The organism is Micromonospora sp. NPDC050397, from assembly GCF_044901685.1.
Taxonomy (GTDB): Bacteria; Actinomycetota; Actinomycetes; order Mycobacteriales; family Micromonosporaceae; genus Micromonospora_G.
Map to the genome: position 1 here is coordinate 1 of NZ_JBJDPS010000017.1, position 17655 is coordinate 17655.

The 17655-nt window shown below is 70.8% G+C and carries 15 protein-coding genes; 5 read left to right on the forward strand and 10 right to left on the reverse strand.

Translation table 11 applies throughout. The features are described from left to right. Positions 1 to 88: 88 nt before the first annotated feature. The 4 genes from ACI2K4_RS31375 to ACI2K4_RS31390 form a co-directional block, all read right to left on the reverse strand. Positions 89 to 1051, reverse strand: coding sequence for a DUF1775 domain-containing protein (locus ACI2K4_RS31375; RefSeq protein WP_404516517.1), 963 nt, complete (start codon positions 1049 to 1051; stop codon positions 89 to 91). A 65-nt stretch (positions 1052 to 1116) separates the two neighbouring features. Further along, complete coding sequence (locus ACI2K4_RS31380) at positions 1117 to 1842, reverse strand: response regulator (protein WP_404516518.1); 726 nt, start codon at positions 1840 to 1842, stop codon at positions 1117 to 1119. Continuing rightward, on the reverse strand, positions 1839 to 3131 hold the full coding sequence (locus tag ACI2K4_RS31385; RefSeq protein WP_404516519.1) for a sensor histidine kinase: 1293 nt from the start codon (positions 3129 to 3131) through the stop codon (positions 1839 to 1841). The genes ACI2K4_RS31380 and ACI2K4_RS31385 overlap by 4 nt, the downstream gene beginning before the upstream one ends. A gap of 230 nt (positions 3132 to 3361) precedes the next feature. After that, on the reverse strand, positions 3362 to 4555 hold the full coding sequence (locus ACI2K4_RS31390) for a glycosyltransferase (protein ID WP_404516520.1): 1194 nt from the start codon (positions 4553 to 4555) through the stop codon (positions 3362 to 3364). 180 nt (positions 4556 to 4735) lie between these two features. On the opposite strand from ACI2K4_RS31390, the gene ACI2K4_RS31395 reads away from it, so the two are divergent. Both ACI2K4_RS31395 and ACI2K4_RS31400 read left to right on the forward strand, forming a co-directional pair. Next, positions 4736 to 5434 carry a TetR/AcrR family transcriptional regulator gene (locus ACI2K4_RS31395; RefSeq protein ID WP_404516521.1) on the forward strand — a complete coding sequence of 233 codons (699 nt, stop codon included), beginning with the start codon at positions 4736 to 4738 and terminating at the stop codon, positions 5432 to 5434. After that, entirely contained in the window at positions 5434 to 6159 is a 726-nt protein-coding gene (locus tag ACI2K4_RS31400; RefSeq protein ID WP_404516522.1) for a GAP family protein, read from the forward strand. Before ACI2K4_RS31395 ends, ACI2K4_RS31400 begins: the two co-directional genes overlap by 1 nt. 87 nt (positions 6160 to 6246) lie before the next feature. On the opposite strand, the gene ACI2K4_RS31405 is transcribed toward ACI2K4_RS31400, so the two are convergent. Continuing rightward, a complete protein-coding gene (locus ACI2K4_RS31405; RefSeq protein WP_404516523.1) occupies positions 6247 to 6879 on the reverse strand; it encodes an NADPH-dependent F420 reductase in 633 nt (210 codons plus the stop codon). A gap of 119 nt (positions 6880 to 6998) precedes the next feature. Here ACI2K4_RS31405 and ACI2K4_RS31410 point away from each other — a divergent pair, with 119 nt between their 5' ends. Both ACI2K4_RS31410 and ACI2K4_RS31415 read left to right on the forward strand, forming a co-directional pair. Then, a complete protein-coding gene (locus tag ACI2K4_RS31410) occupies positions 6999 to 7391 on the forward strand; it encodes a winged helix-turn-helix transcriptional regulator (RefSeq protein WP_404516524.1) in 393 nt (130 codons plus the stop codon). A gap of 79 nt (positions 7392 to 7470) precedes the next feature. After that, complete coding sequence (locus tag ACI2K4_RS31415) at positions 7471 to 10677, forward strand: BTAD domain-containing putative transcriptional regulator (RefSeq protein ID WP_404516525.1); 3207 nt, start codon at positions 7471 to 7473, stop codon at positions 10675 to 10677. A gap of 58 nt (positions 10678 to 10735) precedes the next feature. On the opposite strand, the gene ACI2K4_RS31420 is transcribed toward ACI2K4_RS31415, so the two are convergent. From ACI2K4_RS31420 to abc-f, 3 genes are all read right to left on the reverse strand, one after another. Next, positions 10736 to 11566 (reverse strand): ABC transporter permease, encoded by an 831-nt coding sequence (locus ACI2K4_RS31420; protein ID WP_404516526.1) that lies wholly within the window; start codon positions 11564 to 11566, stop codon positions 10736 to 10738. Then, positions 11563 to 12570, reverse strand: a complete 1008-nt coding sequence (locus ACI2K4_RS31425) for an ATP-binding cassette domain-containing protein (RefSeq protein ID WP_404516527.1) — start codon at positions 12568 to 12570, stop codon at positions 11563 to 11565. Before ACI2K4_RS31425 ends, ACI2K4_RS31420 begins: the two co-directional genes overlap by 4 nt. Positions 12571 to 12698: 128 nt before the next feature. Continuing rightward, positions 12699 to 14336 carry a ribosomal protection-like ABC-F family protein gene (gene abc-f, locus ACI2K4_RS31430; RefSeq protein WP_404516528.1) on the reverse strand — a complete coding sequence of 546 codons (1638 nt, stop codon included), beginning with the start codon at positions 14334 to 14336 and terminating at the stop codon, positions 12699 to 12701. A gap of 724 nt (positions 14337 to 15060) precedes the next feature. Between abc-f and ACI2K4_RS31435 the strand changes: the two genes are divergently transcribed. Beyond that, a complete protein-coding gene (locus ACI2K4_RS31435; RefSeq protein WP_404516529.1) occupies positions 15061 to 16302 on the forward strand; it encodes a sigma-70 family RNA polymerase sigma factor in 1242 nt (413 codons plus the stop codon). A 175-nt stretch (positions 16303 to 16477) separates the two neighbouring features. Here ACI2K4_RS31435 and ACI2K4_RS31440 read toward each other — a convergent pair whose 3' ends face one another. Further along, positions 16478 to 16678, reverse strand: a complete 201-nt coding sequence (locus ACI2K4_RS31440) for a DUF397 domain-containing protein (RefSeq protein ID WP_404516531.1) — start codon at positions 16676 to 16678, stop codon at positions 16478 to 16480. Positions 16679 to 16694: 16 nt separating this feature from the next. Further along, the gene (locus tag ACI2K4_RS31445) at positions 16695 to 17564 is read right to left on the reverse strand and encodes a helix-turn-helix domain-containing protein (RefSeq protein ID WP_404516532.1); all 870 of its coding nucleotides are present in this window, start codon (positions 17562 to 17564) and stop codon (positions 16695 to 16697) included. Between the last annotated feature and the right edge of the window lie 91 nt (positions 17565 to 17655).

A 17655-nucleotide genomic window follows, 5' to 3' on the forward strand; every position in this document is an offset into this window, starting at 1 on the left:
AACAGCCGCCCACCCGGCAAGCACCCATCCCGCTCCGCTTCGCTACGCGGGATGCTGCCGCGCGTCTGCCTGCGGTTCGATTTTCGAGTTAGGGGCGTAGGCGCCAGCGGGTGGCGGAGGCGGGTTCCGGGGTTGGGGCGACGGTTTCGGGGTGGGGGGTCGCCTGCGGATCGCGGTCCGTTTCGGGGTGGGGGATGGGCTGGGGGTCGGAGCCGGCTTCGGGGGCGGTGGACGCGGGGCGCAGCCGGGGCTCGCTGGTCGGGTCGGCCGGTGCGTCGGGTTCGTCCGCCTCTGCCGGCTCGGGCTCGGGGTCCGCGTTCAGGGTGGCCGGTTGACGGCGGCGGGCTATCGCCGCACCGGCGAGCGCGGCGGTGACGAGCAGGACGATCAGCAGCCCGACGCGCAACACGTCGGAGAAGCCGTCCGTCGCGGGTTCGTCCTGCGCCGTCGCCTCGGGGCCCGCGCCGGGGTCGGCCGGGGCCGGTGCCGGCGGCGCGGCAAGGGCGACCACCGGGGCCGGGCTCGCTCCGGCGACCGCCGCGCCCGGCAGCGTGTTCCAGCGCACCTGGGTGCCGTCGGAATAGGTCTGGGTCACGTCGAAGACGAGCCATTCGGCCTCGGGCATCGGACCCAGCGACAGCACCAACTCCGCGACCCCGGGGGTGGCCGGTGGTGCCGTACGGACCCAGGTGACGGTCGAGGTCACGTCGGTCACCGTGCCGTGGTGCACGCCGCGCAGCGGCTGGTCGAGCGAGCGGGTGGTGGTGCTCGGCCCCCAGTCCGGCACCGACATCGGATACACCTCGGCGATCGGCGTCGACTCGGGCAGCCGCAACTCCACCTTCGTGGTGTACGCGCCGGCCCGCTCGTCCGGCACCCGGAAGGTGAGCCGGGCGGCGTCACCCCGGTACGCCTGGGCCGGTGTCACGGTGACGTCCGCGAGCGCCGGGGCGGCGAACATCAGCCCGCCGGCCAGGATACCGGCCGCCGCCCCGCCGACCAGGGCGGCACGTACCGCCGGGACTGCTCCGCTCCGTACCGATCCCGCCATCAGCGGCCTCCTTCGACGCGTACCCGTGCCCCTGCCCTGTAGTTCGGACCGGGCCCGGGAAAGGTTCAATCCCCGGCCGATCCGCCGCCACTGCCGAGGTAGGCGAGCACCGCCAGCACCCGGCGGTTGCCGTCCTCGGTCGGGGGCAGGTCCAGTTTGGCGAGGATGTTGCCGACGTGCTTGCCCACCGCAGCCTCGGAGACGACCAGCGTCCGGGCGATCGAGGCGTTGGAGCGTCCCTCGGCGATCAGAGCGAGCACCTCGCGTTCGCGTACGGAGAGCCGGGCCAGCGGGTCACGGTGGCGACGCAGCAACTGGCGTACCACCTCGGGGTCGACCACGGTGCCGCCGGCCACCACCCGGCGTAGTGCGTCGACGAACTCCGCCACGTCGACCACCCGGTCCTTGAGCAGGTAACCGACCCGTCGGCCGTGGCCGGAGTCGAGCAACTCGGCGGCGTAACCCGGCCGGACGTACTGGCTGAGCACGACCACCGCCAGGTCCGGCCGGGCGCGACGCAGCCGTACCGCCGCGCGTATCCCCTCGTCGGTGAAGGCGGGCGGCATCCGTACGTCGGTGACCACCAGGTCGGGGTCGTGCTCGGCCACGGCCGCGACCAGTGCCTCGCCGTCCCCGACCGCCGCCGCCACCTGGAACCCGAACCGGTCGAGCAGCCCGACCAGCCCCTCCCGCAGCAGCACGCCGTCCTCGGCCAGCACCACCCTGGTCGTCGCGGCCCCACCCACGGGCGCACCCGCGACCGCACCGGTCACCGGGACATCATCCGTCATCGGGGGCACGGCAACTCCACCTGGAGCAGCGTGGGTCCGCCGGGCGGGCTGGAGAGAAGCATCCGGCCGCCGACCACCGCGACCCGGTCGGCCAGCCCGGTCAGTCCGGTGCCGCGTGCCGGGTCGGCGCCGCCGTGGCCGTCGTCACTGATCTGTACGGTGAGTCGACCGCTCCGGTGAGTCGTGCTCACCCGGATGCCGGTGGCGTCGCTGTGCCTGGCCGCGTTGGTGAGCGCCTCGGCGACCACGAAGTAGGCGGCGGCCTCGACGTGGCCCGGCAGCCGGTCGGTGAGTTCACTCTGGACGGTCGTGGGGATCGGGCAGCGATCGGCGAGTTCACCCAACGCGGCCGGCAACCCGCGTTCGACCAGGATCTGCGGGTGGATCCCGTGGATGATCTCCCGAAGCTCGACCATCGCCTGCTTCGCCTGCTCGTGTGCGCTGGCCAGGGTGTCGGCCGACGGTGAGTCGGCGGGCAGGTCGAGCCGGGCCAGACCGAGTTGCAGGGTGAGGCTGACCAGCCGCTGTTGGGCGCCGTCGTGCAGGTCGCGCTCGATCCGGCGGCGCTCGGACTCGAACGAGTCCACCAGCCGGGCCCGGGAGTGGGAGACCTCGACCAGCGCGGCGCGCAGCGGTTCGGCGCCGCTGTCGTGCAGGAGCAACCGGGCCACCGAGCCGTGCGCGCCGGCCAGCACCGCCAGCAGGTACGGCACGACGGGGAGCAGGACCAGACCGGCGAGGGAGTACCAGAGTGCGGAGTCGACCGAGTCGACGGTGTCGAGTCCGAGCGAGACCGGACCGGAGTCCTGTCCCACCAGGATCGGACTGACCAGGAAGATCACGATCAGCAGTGGTACGGCGAGCAGCGCGCCGTACAGCACCGGGACGGCGGTGACCAGCAGGAAGGTGTAACCGACCGCTCGCCAGGTGGCCGGCTCGGCGTACCGGGTGCGCAGCCAGGGCCAGAGACCGGGACCGGTCGGAGCGCGGTGCCCGGTGTCGAGCTGCTCGGTCTCGACCAGTCGCAGCCGCTGCCGCTCCACGACGGCCACCGGCAGCGCGACCAGCGGCCCGAACGCCGCGACCAGCGCGATCCCGAGCAGTACGGCCAGCAGCAGGCCACCGGCCGGCGGCCACTGCCCGGTGTGGAAGCCCCGGGCCACGACCAGCCAGGGGGCACCGAGCACCAGCGCCGGTAGGGCGACGACGGCGACCACGACCGGCGTGGTCAGCAGGTAGGTCAGTGACCGCCACGGCCAGGAGCCGAGCAGGAACCGTCCACGGGTCACCGATTCGAACGGGTTCCCGGGTCTGCCGGCCGGATCGCGGGGTCGGTCGGCCAGATCGCGAGGTCCGCCGGCCGGATCGCGTCGTTGGTCGATTGAGTCGTGGAGGCTGTCGATCGGGTCGCGTGGTTGGTCGATCGAGTCGTGGGGGCTGTCGATCGGGTCGCTAGGCGCGTCGGGAATCACGGTGACGACGCTAATTCGCAGCCCAGGGCGGATCCATCGGGCTGGCGCTAGACCTCCGGTATGCCCAGCCCTACCCGTTCCAGCAGCGGCACCGCGTGCTCCGGTCCGGGAAGGGAGGCCGACTCGTCCCGGAGTCGCCGGGCGGCCCGTCGGTAGGCGGGATCGGCGAGCACCGCCGCCACCGCCGTCGCGGCCTCGGTCGGGGTGACGGTGCGGGCGTCGAGCACCCGGCCGACGCCGAGCGCCGCGCAGCGTTCGGCGTTGTACGGCTGGTCGGCGCCCATCGGGGCGAGCACCATCGGCAGGCCGTGTTCGAGCGCCCCCATCACGCTGCCCGAGCCGCCGTGCGAGACGACCAGGTCGCAGCGGGGCAGGACCAGCGCCTGCGGGACGTAACGCTCGATCCGTACGTGCGCGGGCTGGGGTCCGAACTCGGCCGGATCGATCTGCCGTCCCACGGTGACGAGCAGGTTGACCTCCAGGTTCCGTACTCCGGCGATGAGCCGTGGGAAGAGGTCTCCGGATTCGACGTTGAACTCTGTTCCGAGGGTCAGGTAGACGCCCGGTCGCCCGTCCCCGCGCCCGATCCAGGGTGACACGTCCTGGTTCTCGACTGCTTCGGGACTGACCGAGCGGACCGAGTGTGCCGTGGTGGGCAGCGGAAACGCGGGATCGCGGAAGCTCGGCGGAAAGGGGGAGAGGACCAGGTGGCGGCGGAGCATGGCGAGCCCGGGATCGGGCGGCAGACCGTACGCGGCGCGCAGCTCGGCCAGCGGTTCGGCGACGAGTTCGGGCCGGATCAGCGAGCCGGCGGCGAGCACCAGCACGGTCGCGTACGGCAGGTTGTGGTGTTCGGCCGCGACCATGCTGCCGAAGTCCGCCTCGTCGCAGACCACCAGGTCGGGCCGCCAGGCGGGCAGCAGGTCGGACATCCTTGCGGCGCGCTCGCGGGCGGCCCGGCCGGCGAAGATCTCCCGGATCTCCCGTTCGATCTGCGCCACGTCGACCGGCTGCAACGGCGGGCGGTCGGCGGCGATGTCCGGTCCGGCGGCCCGCGCGCCGCCAGCGGTGACGGGGGCAGATGGGGTCAGCACCGTGAAGCCCTGCTTCTCGACCCTGGCCGCCATGGCCGGCGAGCAACCGAACGCGACGGTGTGACCGGCCGCCTCGACGGCGCGGGCGATCGGTACGAGCGGGAGCAGGTGTCCGGGGCCGCCGACAAAGCCGAAGAGGACGCGCACCCCGTCGACCCTTGACGATCCGACCGATCGAATCAACCGTATTCGCGATCCCCGGTGGCGGCTGTGGCCGGCATGGTCGGTGACGGCTGTGGCCGCTGTGGTCCAGCTTGGTCGCGGAGCCGACGATTTTATTTCGCACACTTGTGTTGAAACCCGGGCCGATGGCTGCTACAAAGGGGCGTGCCCAAGGTTGTCGACCATGATCAGCGTCGCGAGGAACTGGCCCGCTCGGTCTGGGCGGTGGTCGCCCGAGCCGGCGTCGAGGGCGCGACCGTGCGCGCGGTGGCCGCCGAGGCCGGCTGGTCGATGGGGGCACTGCGCCACTACTTCGCCACCCAGGACGGCCTGCTCCGGTTCGCGCTGGAGGTGATGCTTCGCCGTACGCCGGAACGGCTCCAGGCCCGTCTCGCCACCGGGCGCGGCGGTCTCGAACTGGCCCAGGGCCTGCTGGAGGAGTTGCTGCCACTGGACCAGGAACGGCTCGGTGAGGTCCTGGTCTGGCTCGCCTTCCTGGGCCGGGCCCGGGTCGACGCCAGCCTCGACGACCTGCGCCAGACCGCCTGGCGCGGCGAGCGGTACGTCAGCCGGGGCGCGGTCGCCGAGCTGGCCGGCTGCCCGTGGCCGGCGGACCTGGTCGCGCCCCTGCCCGACGGGCGCCTGGAAGCCGAGGCGGCGGAGCTGCACACCTTTGTCGACGGCCTCGCCCTGCAGGGCGCCACCTTCCGCGAGGAGTTGCCGCCGCAGCGGGTGCGTCACCTGCTGCGGCGGCGGCTCGAAACGCTCGAATCCGCCCTGCGAGACGCCGCCCCACTAGACGCCGTCCCACCAGACGCCCCACTAGACGACGCCCCACCAGACACCCCACGAGAGGATGGTTGATGGACCCGGCCCTGATCGGTCCGCTGGTGCTGCTGGCCCTGATCGACAGCACCAGCTTCGGCACGCTGCTGATCCCGATCTGGATGATGCTCGCCCCCGGCCGGCTGCGCGCCTCGCGACTGCTGGTCTTCCTCGCCACCGTGGCGATCTTCTACCTGGTGCTCGGCATCGCCCTCACCGCCGGTGTGCTGGCCTTCCTGGACGACCTCCAGCCGGTGCTGAGCAGTGGACCGTTCCAGGTGGCGCAGCTCGTCCTGGGCGTCGCGCTCTTCGCCCTCTCCTTCCGCTTCAACAAGAAGCGGTCGGGCGGCGAGCCGGGCCGGCTGCTGCGCTGGCGGGAGCGGGCGATGAGCGGCGAGGGCTCGCCCCGGGCGCTGATCGCGCTGGCGCTGGCCGCGGTCACGTTGGAGGCGGCGACGATGCTGCCCTACCTGGCCGCGATCGGGCTGTTGAGCGCGGCCGACCTGGGTCTGCCCGGCACCGTGGCCGTGCTCGGCGGGTACTGCCTGGTGATGATTTTGCCAGCACTGCTCCTGCTCGGCCTGCGCCTGGTCGCGGCGAACGTGGTGCAGCCCGTACTGGTCTGGGTGAACGGGTGGATGACCCGCAACGCCGCCGAGACCACCGGCTGGATTCTCGGCATCGCGGGTTTCCTGCTCGCCGCGAACGCGGCCCAGGAACTCGGCCTCTTCGACGCCATCGACCGCCTCTCCGGGGCGGAGTAGCCGGTCAACGACGACTCGGCATTCGACAGTCACTCAGCGGGTGGCGGTGACTCGGCATTCGGCGGTGACTCGGCGGGCGGCGGTGACTCAGCGGGCGACGGCGAGCCCGAACGGGACCGGTCCGAGAGCGTGCACCAGGGGGCGTACGGCAAGCGGGAAGGTCTCGGTCCACCGGGCCGTGACCAGGCCGCCGAGGTCGACCACCCACTCCCGCCGCCAGCCCAGATCACCCAGGAGCCGGCGGACGGCCAGGCGGTTCTCCGGGTCGTCGCCGGAGACAAAAACCGTGGGTGGGTTGGGCAGGCTGGCCGGGTCCGCCATCAGCGACACGTGCATGGTGTTGAGCGTCTTGACCACCCCGGTCGACGGCAGCGCCGCCTGGAGCCGCTCGGCCAGGCTGCTGCCGGGGTGGAGCAGTTCGCTGGCGAAGCCGTCCGCGCCGGTCCGGACCGCGTTCGCCACGTCGACCAGGGTCCTGCCGGCGAGTGCCGGGCGCAGGTCGGTCAGCGTCCGCAGCGAGACCGCCCCGGGCAGTGCGTTGAAGACGATCTCGGCCCGGTCGGCGGCATCGGCCGGGAGCGCCACGTCGACGCCGTCGCCGGCCCAGGTCACTCCGGCCGGGGTACGGGAGCCGATCGTCACCGGGTGGCCGTGGGCGGCGAGCGGGCCGGCGAGCGCACGGGCCACGTTGCCGGAACCGAGAATCGCGATGCGGGTCATCCGCGTCTCCTCAGGTGATGTGTCGGGGTGGGGGGAGGACGTCGCCGACGTTACGGTTGGTCTCCGGCCGCAGGTAGTAGGCACTTTCGGGTGCCCACGACAGATCGGAGGAGGCGGTGGTGACACGCGGTGCCGCGCAACGGCGGGAGGCGGCACGGGAGTCGCACCGGGCGGCGGTGGCGGTCTGCCCGGGGCACCGGGTGCTCGACCGGCTCGGTGACCGGTGGGTCAGCCTGCTGCTCAAGGAACTCGGCGACGGTCCCCGGCGGCACGGCGAGCTGGCCCGTTCGGTCGCCGGTGCCAGCCAGAAGATGCTCACCCAGACCCTTCGCGGCCTGGAGCGCGACGGACTCGTCGCCCGTACGGTCGGGGCCGGCACGCCGCCCCAGGTCGACTACCGGCTCACCCCGCTCGGCGCGGGTCTGCTCCAGGCCATGCTGGTCGTGGTCGACTGGGCGGACCGACACGTACCGGAGATCGACGCCGCCCGCGCCGAGCACGACAAACGGTGAGCCTCGGCCGGCGACGCCCGCCCGGCGATGGTCCCGGGTGTCCCGGCCGCCCGGTGCACGGGTGGGGGATGCTGGGTCCGTGCAGATCACGATCCTCGGCCCGCTTGCCGTCGACGGCCTGCCGGTCCGGGGGGAGCGGCTCGCGGCGGTGGTCCGCGCCCTCGTCGACGCGCGCGGGCGGGCGGTCAGCACCCCGCTGCTCGTGGACGCGGTCTGGGACGGCACGCCGCCGGACGACGCGACCGGGGCGGTCCAGGCTCTCGTCTCCCGGGTACGCCGCCTCGGCCTGCCCGTGGTCGCCGTGCCGGGCGGGTACCGCCTGCCCGCCGACGAGGTCACCGTCGACGCCGTCGAGGCGCGGGCACTGGTCGAGCGGGCGCGGGCCGCTCTCCGTACGGGTGACGTCGCCGCCGCCCGGCGCGTGGCCGACCAGGCCCGCGCGCTCTTCCCCGAGGTCCCGGAACTGCCCACCGCCGAACAGACCCGCCTCTTCGCGGACGTCACCGGGGTACTGGCCCAGGCGGCCCTCGCCGGAGCCGGGCCGTTCGCGGAGCCGGACCTGCGCCGGCTGGTCGGACACACCCCGCCGGACGAGCCGTCGGCGGCCCTGCTGGTCCGGGTGCTCGCCGCCCAGGGGCGCGACGCGGAGGCGTTGGAGGTGGTCGAGCGGCTCCGCGCCGAACTCGCCGACCGGTACGGCACCGACCCGTCGCCGGTGATCACGCAGGTCCACCTGGCGCTGCTGCGCGGCGAGCTGACCAGCCCACCGGTCGCGACGTTCACCGAGAACGTCAGCGGTACCCCCGCGCGCCGGCAGTCGGCCCGGATCAACCTGCCCGCCGCCTGGCGCCGACCGGTCACCGCGCTCGTCGGCCGGGAGCGGGACGTCGACGCCGTGGACGAGGCGATCGCCGAGGCGCCGCTGGTGACGATCGTCGCCACCGGCGGTGCCGGCAAGACCCGGCTGGCCGCCGAGGTGACCCGCCGGGCGGCGGCGACCGGCCGATCGGTACGCGTGATCGAACTCGCCGGCCTCCGCTCGCCCGACGAGGTGCTGCCCACCGTGCTGGCCGCACTGGGCGGCGCCGACACCTCGGCCACCGGCGGCAACCTGGGCCTCGAACGCCGGGTGCTCAGCCCCGAGGACCGGTTGCGCGCGGTCGCGCCGGACCTCGACGGGCTGCTGGTGCTGGACAACTGCGAACACGTGCTCGACGCGGTGGCCGTCGTTGTCGCGGACCTGCTCGCGGCGACCTCGCCGGAGGTGGTGGTGCTGGCGACGAGCCGGGCCCCGCTGGGGCTGGCCGGGGAACTGGTGCACCGGCTGGCCGCGCTGCCCGACGCCGACGCGCTCGGCCTGGTCGAGTCCCGGGCCAGAGCCGGTGGCGCCGTGCCGACCTGGGACACCGTACGGGCGCTCGAACTCTGCCACCGGCTCGACAACCTGCCGCTGGCGCTGGAACTCGCCGCCGCGCGGCTGCGCCACATGCCGATCGACGACGTGCTCGCCGGCCTGACCGACCGGTTCGCACTGCTGGACGACGCGTTGCGCGGGTTGCCGGAACGGCACGCCAGCCTCTGGGCGATGGTCGACTGGAGCCGGGAACTGCTCGCCCCGGACGACCGCGAACTGCTGCAACGTCTCGCGGTGATCCCGGCGCCGTTCACCGCCGACCTGGCCGCCGAGGTCGCGCGAACCCCGGACGTACGGCGCGGGCTGGCGACACTGGTCGAACAGTCCCTGCTGACCCTGGTCGAGGGGGACGGCCCGCCCCGCTACCGGATGCTCGAAACCGTCCGCGAGTACGGCGAGGCCCGCCTCGACGCGGCCGGTGACCGGGGCCCGGCGATGGCCGGTCTGGTCAGGTGGTCCCGGGACCGCTCCGTCGCGCTCGCCGCCCGGTTCGTCGGACCCGGCCAGCTCGACGCGCTCGCCCGGTGCGCCGCCGAGCAGGACAACCTGGTCGCCGGGCTGCGCTGGGCGAACGGGTACGACGACGAACCGGCCGTGGTCGACATCGCCGTCGCGCTGTTCCACCTCTGGTCGGTGCGCGGCCTGCACCTGGAGGTGATCGGGTGGGCCCGGGACCTGTTCCGGGTCGACGACCCGGACCGGCGGCGCCGCTCGGCGATCATGCACGGCCGGCTCAGCGGCAGACCACTGCCGAACGCCGACCGGCTCGCCTGGCTCTGCCTGCTGGTCGGGGTCAACTCCGGGATCAGCGGGCTGCTCCGGCTGGCCGTACTCGCCCGGCGGGCGCTGCGGGTGCTGCTCGCCGAGCGGCCGGAGGAGGTGTCGCCCCGGCAGACGGTGCTCGCCTCGGCGCTGCCCGGCTTCGACGCGTTCGACCCGGAGGAGAGCCTGAAGGGCGCCGAGGAGATGATCGCCCACCCGGACCCGTACGTGCAGGGGCTCGGCCTGTTCGCCCGCGCGGCCGTACGCGAGAACGGCGGCCAGCCGGCGGAGTCGATGGTCGACGCGGAGCAGGCGTACCACCGGTTCGAGCAGGCCGGCGACCACTGGGGCATGGCGATGGCGGCGCAGGGGGTCGGACACTTCTACACCCCGTGGGGCGACCCGAGGGCCACCGAGTGGCTGGCGCGCAGCGTACGGCACATGGAGCTGGTCGGCGCGGCACAGGACGCCCGGTCGATCCGGGTGCTGCTCGACGTGCAACTGGCTCTGGGCGGTGACCCGGAGGCGGAGCGACGGCTACGGGAGACGGCGACGCCGGGCCAGGCCGACGAGATGGACGCCGCGCAGGCGTCCCTCGGGCTGGCCCACCTCGCCTGCCGGCGCGAGCGGTACGACGAGGTGCTCGACCACGCCGACGCGGTGGTCCGGGTGGTGGCCGGCTCCACCGACCCGCAACCCCAGCCGCGGGTCGTGCTCCGGGTCGCGGTCGCGGTCCTCTACCTGCGGGTGGCACCCGCGCGGCCGGATCTGGCGTACGACGCCGACGCACGGGTGACCGCGTTGCTCACCCTGACCCGGGAGGAGGCCCTCTCCTCGAACGACCTGCCGGTGATCGGGACCTGGGCGCTCGGCGGTGCCGAACTCGCGGCGTACCGGGACGACCCGGAGACCGCCCGCGAACTCTGGGCGCTCGGCACCCGGGTCGGCAGCAACATCGGCATGTTCGTGCCACCGAGGGAGGGTGAACGGCTCAGCGCTGCCCTCGGCGACGAGGAGCAGCGTGAGCCGTTGCTGGCCGGGTGGCGGGACCGGCCGGTCGGCGCGGTCGGCGCCCGCATCCGCGAACTGATGGACGACCTGCTCGGCTAGATCTTCGCTGGTACGCCAGGATCGCCGGCCCGGCCAGATCGACCTTCCGCCGGCCCGGCTAGATCTTCCGCCGGTAGGCGCGCAGCGCGAGTGGCATGAAGACCGCCACGAAGCCGGCGCACCAGAGCAGCGTCCACCACACGTGCGCGCCGACCGGCGTGCCGAGGAAGAGTCCGCGTACCGACTCCACCAGGTGCGTCATCGGGTTCACCCGGACGAACGCCTGCATCCAGCCCGGCAGGGTGCCGGCGTCGACGAACACGTTGGAGGCGAAGCTCAACGGCATGATCAGCGCGAACATCAGTCCCTGTACGGCACCCGGGGTGCGTACCTTCATCGACACAAAGACCGGCAGCCAGCTCAGGCAGAGCGCGAACAGCACCGCGAGCAGGCAACCCGCGATCGCGCGGAGCGGATCGGTCTCGATCCGGAAACCGAGCAGGTAGCCGATCGCGAGGGTCGATACGGTGACGATCACGTACCGTACGACGTCGCCCAGGACCGCCCCGACCAGCGGCGCCGAACGAGGGATCGGCAGCGACCGGAACCGGTCGAAAATCCCCTTGGCGATGTCGGTGTTGAGGTTCACCCCGATCGCGATCGCCCCGGTGGCGATGGTCTGCGCCAGGATGCCGGGCAGCAGGAACTGAAGGTAGTCGTGGGTGGATCCGGCGACCGCGCCGCCGAAGATGTAGACGAAGATGACCAGGAACAGCACCGGTTGCAGGGTGACGTCGATCAGCGCCTCGGGCGTACGCCAGGTCTTGATCAGGCTGCGCTTGGCCAGCGCCAGCGAGTGTCGTACCAGTCGGAACGGCCGTGGCTGGGTGGCCGCCGCCGGGATCGCGCGGCTCGCCGTGGGCGGTGCGCCGACCAGGGTGTCGCTCATGCCGCCACCTCCTTCGCCTTGCTGCTGCTGTTGTCGTCCTCGGTCCGGGTGGTGTCGTCGTCGGAGGCCGTCCGCCCGGTGAGGGTGAAGAAGACCTCGTCCAGGCTCGGCAGGTGGAGCGAGAGTTCGGTGACCGAGATGCCGGCGGCGGCGAACCGGGCGACCGCGTCGGTCATCGCCCGGTCGTCGGCCACCGGCACCGCCAGCACACCCTTGCGGATCTCGTCGGCCGGCGCGCCCGAGCCGACCTCGGAGAGGATCGCCGAGGTCCGGGGCAGTTGGGCCGGGTCGGACGGGCGGACTTCGAGCGTCTGTCCGCCGACCACCCGCTTCAATCCCTCCGGCGTGTCGTACGCGATCACCCGGCCGTGGTCGATCACCGTGATCGCGTCCGCGAGCGCGTCCGCCTCCTCCAGGTACTGCGTGGTGAGCAGCACGGTCGAGCCGTTTGTCACCAGCGACCGGACCACGTCCCACATGTCCTCGCGCTTGGCCGGGTCCAGCCCGGTCGTCGGCTCGTCCAGGAAGATCACGTCCGGTGAGCCGACCAGACTGGCGGCCAGGTCCAGCCGCCGCCGCATCCCGCCGGAGTAGGTCTTCGCCGGCCGTCCGGCGGCGTCGGTCAGGTCGAACCAGTCGAGCAGCTCGGTGGCCCGGCGCCGGGCACCGGCCCGTCCCAGGTCCAGCAGCGTGCCGAACAACTCCAGGTTCTGCCGCCCGGTCAGGTCCTCGTCCACCGAGGCGTACTGGCCGGTGAGGCCGATGCTCTGGCGGACCCGCTCGGCGTCGCGTACCACGTCGAAGCCGCTGATCCGGGCGGTCCCGCCGTCCGGGGTCAGCAGCGTGGAGAGGATTCGTACGGCGGTGGTCTTGCCGGCGCCGTTCGGGCCGAGCACCCCGAGCACCGTCCCCCGGGGCACCGCGAGGTCCACGCCCCGCAGCGCCCTCGTCTTCCCGAAATTCTTGACCAGGCCCTCGGCCTCGATCACCAGATCAACTGTCATGCCGACCAGCGTGCGCGGCCCGGCTGACACCGCCCCGACACGCCACCGACACCGCCCCGACCCGGGGCCGCTCCGACCCAGGGCCGAGACTCCCCGGACCCGGATCGGAGCGGCTGCCGCGTGCGGCCTCAGTCGCCGTCCGGCGCCGCGATCTCCGTCAGCCGCCCGTCGGTCAGCCGCAGCCAGCGATCCACCCCGATCTCGGAGAGGAACCGCTCGTCGTGGCTGACCACCACAAAAGCCCCCTGGTACGCGTTGAGCGCGCTCTCCAACTGCACCACGCTCACCACGTCGAGGTTGTTGGTCGGCTCGTCCAACAGCAGCAACTGTGGCGCCGGTTCGGCGTACAGGACGCAGGCCAGGGTGGCCCGCAGCCGCTCGCCACCGGAGAGGACGCCGACCGGCAGGTGCATCCGGGGTCCCTTGAACAGGAACCGGGCGAGCAGGTTCATCCGCCGCTCCTCCGGCATCGTCGGCGCGAACGCGGCCAGGTTCTCCGCCACCGTCCGGTCCAGGTCGAGCAGGTCCAGCCGCTGGGACAGGTACGCCACCCGGCCGACCGCCCGGGTGGCCCCGCCGCCCTCCGGCTCCAACTCGCCGTTGACCAGCCGCAACAGGGTCGACTTGCCGGCACCGTTCGGCCCGGTCAACGCGATCCGCTCCGGCCCCCGGATGGTCAGGTCCGCACCCTGCCCGGCGAAGAGGACCCGGTCGCCGTACCGGACCCGCATCCGCTCGCCGAGGAAGACCGTCCGTCCCGCCGGTACGTTCGTACCGGGCAGCTCCAGGCTGATCTTCTGCTCGTCCCGCAGCGCGCGGGCGGCCTCGTCGAGCCGCGCCTTGGCGTCGCTGACCCGGGCGGCGTGGGTGGTGTTCGCCCGGCCCGCCGACTCCTGGGCGCCCCGCTTCATCGTCCCGGCGAAGATCTTCGGCAGACCGGCGTTCTTCAGGTTCTTGGAGGCGTTGCTGGCCCGACGCTCGGCCCGCTCCCGGGCCTGCTGCATCTCCCGCTTCTCCCGCTTGACCTCCTGCTCGGCGTTGCGCACATTCTTCTCGGCAACCTCCCGCTCGGCCTCCACCGCCTCGGTGTACGCGGTGTAGTTCCCGCCGTACGTGCGGACCTCGCCCCGGTCGAGTTCGAGAATCTGCTCCATCCGGTCGAGCAGCTCCCGATCGTGGCTGACCAGCAGCAGGCAGCCGTTCCAGTCGTCGAGCACCCCGTAGAGCTTGCGCCGCGCGTCCAGGTCGAGGTTGTTGGTCGGCTCGTCCAGCAGCAGCACGTCGGGCCGCCTCAACAACTGCGCGGCCAGGCCGAGCGAGACCACCTGGCCGCCGCTGAGGGTCTCCAGCCGCCGCCCGAGCGACACGTCCCCGAGACCGAGCCGGTCCATCTCGGCCCTGGTCCGCTCCTCGATGTCCCAGTCGTTCCCGATCGCGGTGAAGTGCTCCTCGCTGGCGTCCCCGGACTCGATCGCCTCCAACGCCCGTAACGCCGGGGCGATGCCCAGCAACTCGGCCACGGTGAGGTCGCCAACCAGGGGAAGCGTCTGCGGCAGGTAGCCGAGCACCCCGTTGACCGAGACCGAGCCGCCGCCCGGCCGCAGGTCACCGGCGATCAGCCGGAGCAGGGTGCTCTTACCGGCCCCGTTCGGCGCGACCAGCCCCGTACGGCCGCCGCCCACGCTGAAGGACAACTCCTGGAAGACCGGGGTGTCGTCGGGCCAGGAGAAGGAGAGGTTCGAACAGATGACAAAGGATTCGGACATGACGGAAGTCCTCGGATGTGATGCGGGCGCGACAGAACCGCCCAGCGGAAGGGGGACTGGTGGAACGACGACAAGGCCCGGCGCCGACGCTCACTCCGCGTCCGCCGTGGCCGCTCACATCCGGAATAACCCGGAGATGTCGACGTCACCCGCCATGTCTGGTCTCCCCTTACTTCCCGATCACTCGCCACCCACTCTAACAGCCGCGACCTCGACCCGCTCTCGACCGTAGTTCGCCGTCCTGCCGCCCATCGGGCACGCGCAGCCACTACCGTCGATCACTCCTGGTGAATGCCGGTCGACTAGCTACGCGCCAAAAAATTTGAATCTGTCGATCTATCGGGTCCGTCGGGTCACGACCACGCTTTCGCGGTACGGTCCTGGCTCGCAGCTCAGCAGGTATCCGAAACCTAGTCGCCCCCGCCATTTAATGTGATTGAAGTGCCGGTACACCCTCGACCATGGCGAAAGTCGTCCGCCAACTGCCGCAGGAACAGTCCGGTCCGGAGCACGGTGGGATCGCGCCCACGATCGCCCGCCGAGGGTCTTTTCCGGCCTGCTGAGCCGCTTGGCCAGCGGCAACATGGGCTCAATGATGTCCCACTGCTCGTCCGTCAGCTCCAAGGGGCGACGAGGGATACATTCCACAGCCTGCTCGCCGACTCACCCCTGCCGACGGACACACTGTCCGACATCGAGGTCATACACCCTCTAAATTTGCAACATGACTCGTGTTCGGTCGGGCGGCGCAATTCCGCCTAATCTTTCCCGCCGGCAAGCGGGCGGGTATGTCATCGAGGCCGTTCTGTCTGCACTGGACATGCGACCAGCCGAGTTGTCCAGGCTGACCGGACATGCCTCGGTAACGATTTCGCGCTACCGAGCCGGCAAGCGCGTGCCGACGAAGGTCTTCCTGCTGGACCTCCTGGACAAGGCCCCCAACGCGGGCCTCACCTTCGATCAGATCGCGCCGAAGCTCGGCCATTTTTGGAACGGCAGCAGAGATCCGGGCCGCTATCGGAGCTTCGCCGACTATTTCGCGGCCATTCGGATCCTGGAGCGGCGCAGCCGGGACCAGTTTGCGATCAAGTTGGGTCTCGCGATCGAGGAGGTGCGGGAGATGGAGCACGGGGTGCTGCCCGACGAGGTCGTGATCAGGAAGTTCGTCAGGACCTTCCTGCGACCCGAGTACTCGCGCAAACATGTGATCGCGGCGTTCCCTCAGTTGCGGCCAGACGCATGGGAGCAAGAACTTCGGGAGCGGTTCCTCAAGTTTCAGCATCTTCCGAAGAACGATCCAACGAGAAGGGCGATGGAGAACGCCATCATCGAGGACTGCATACCGATGGCTAAGGGTATCGCCAATGCAGTCGCCTGGCGATACCGGAGACGAGAGCTGGCCGAGGAGATATGGGGTGAGGGCGTGGTTCGTGCGGTGCGGGATCATGATCCTCGGCGAGGATACCTGCCTGGCTACCTGAAGGCCCGGATTGAGGGGTTGGCCCGAGGGATTCTGTGGTCTCGGAGACAGACCGGCGTGAACACTAGCACTGTTCTGTGTGACTATAGTCTCATGGTCAGAGAGGCTGAGGAGTTTTTGCTACAAGACTTCGGCCGGAGCCCGAGCGAAGCTGAGATCGCTCAATATCTAGACGTCCCCGCCGAGGTGGTTCGCGAGGTATCCCAAGCTCTCCTCGTGAGCGATACGGTCCTGACTGACAACCTTGAACTCCTGTTGCAGGACGTTGCCGAGATGAGCATTGCCAGCCAACTGTGGGTGGAAAACGACGACCCGCTTATCGGCCGCTTTCGCCGGCTCGCCGCAGAGGAAAAGGAACTTCTATATCTCTACTACTTCGATCAGTTCCCGAAATCTGAAATCGCCCTCGCTGTCGACTTATCGGAAGTCGAGGTATCTTCCGGTCTCAAGTGGGCGTTGGCGCGCCTGTGCTCGGAAGTCGAGTAAACCACGTACGGTAACGATGTCTGTATTCCCTTTAGACGCTGGAAGCGTCGACGGGCTGCTGCGCTCGGGCGCTAATTTGTGAGCACGCGTTGGTCCCGTTCGACGACATGGGGCAGCGACCCCCTTTCAAGATCGACAGGGAGTCGCTGACAGTTGAGGCCGGATGGGGACGACCTTACGGGGTGATCACGCCGTCCTTGATGCTTCCGGTGAAGGCGGCCCAGGCGGCTGGACTGAAGGTCAGCATCGGGCCGCGTGGATCCTTCGAGTCGCGTACGTCGATGGCAACGCTGCGGTCGCGTACCTCGGTGCACTGCCCGTTGGATGATGATCTGCTCGACTTCCGCCAAGCTGCATGAGTAGGGATAGATCCCATATCAGTTCCTCCTTGCCTACTTCATTCTGTCGGCTACCTCGCGGATCAGTCGAGCGGAATCCACGGGGCTGAGTGCGGCGGCGCGCAGGTGCTCGAAGATCACCGTGAAGCGCCGGACATCGGCGTCACGCTCCAAGAACAGCTCGCCGGCCATGCTGTCGATGTAGACCAAGTCGGGGTCGGCGGTCTCCGGGAAGTCCATGATGGCGAACGAGCCTGGCATGCCCGGGTGAGCGCCGACGCTGAACGGGACGACCTGCACCACGATGTGCGGCTGTTTCGAGGCGTTGGCCAGGGCGGTCAGTTGTTCGACCATAACCTTCGTGCCGCCTACCATGCGGTGAAGCACCGCTTCGTCCATGATCGCCCAAAGGTTCAGCGGGTCGTCTTTCTGGAGCGATGCCTGGCGCTTGAGTCGCGCCTCAACTCGCCGCTCGACGTACCCATCGTCAGCGATCGGCACTGCGCCGGCGATGACGGCGCGGGCGTAGTCCTCGGTTTGAAGTAACCCCGGAACGAACAGGCACTCGTAGTTGCGCACGCCGCACGCTTCGGCCTCGAAGCTGATGTAGGCCGTGTATTCATCCGGCAGCTCCGACTCGAACGCCTGCAACCAACCGAGCTGGGTGGCCTGCTTCGACAGGTCGATCAATTCGTTGCGTCTGGTTTCATCGGTTACGCCGTATTTATCGAGGAGTGCGAGCAACGTGCGTCGCTGAGGCCGGACTTTGGCTGTCTCGATCCGGTAGAGCGTTGCGCTGTTGATGTTGGTCTGCTCGCTGACTTCCTCGCGGGTGAGGCTGGCGGCCGTGCGCAAACCGCGCAGCTCAGCGGCGAGTCTGCGTAGCCGCACCGTTGGTGGTTGCCGCCTGGCCGACAAGTCCATCCCCTTTGCTCCGTCCTACTTGAGAGTGTCCCTGCCGTGCATCTGCACAGACAAGCCGGGGTGTCAGATGATCGAAGCGCAAATGCCTACC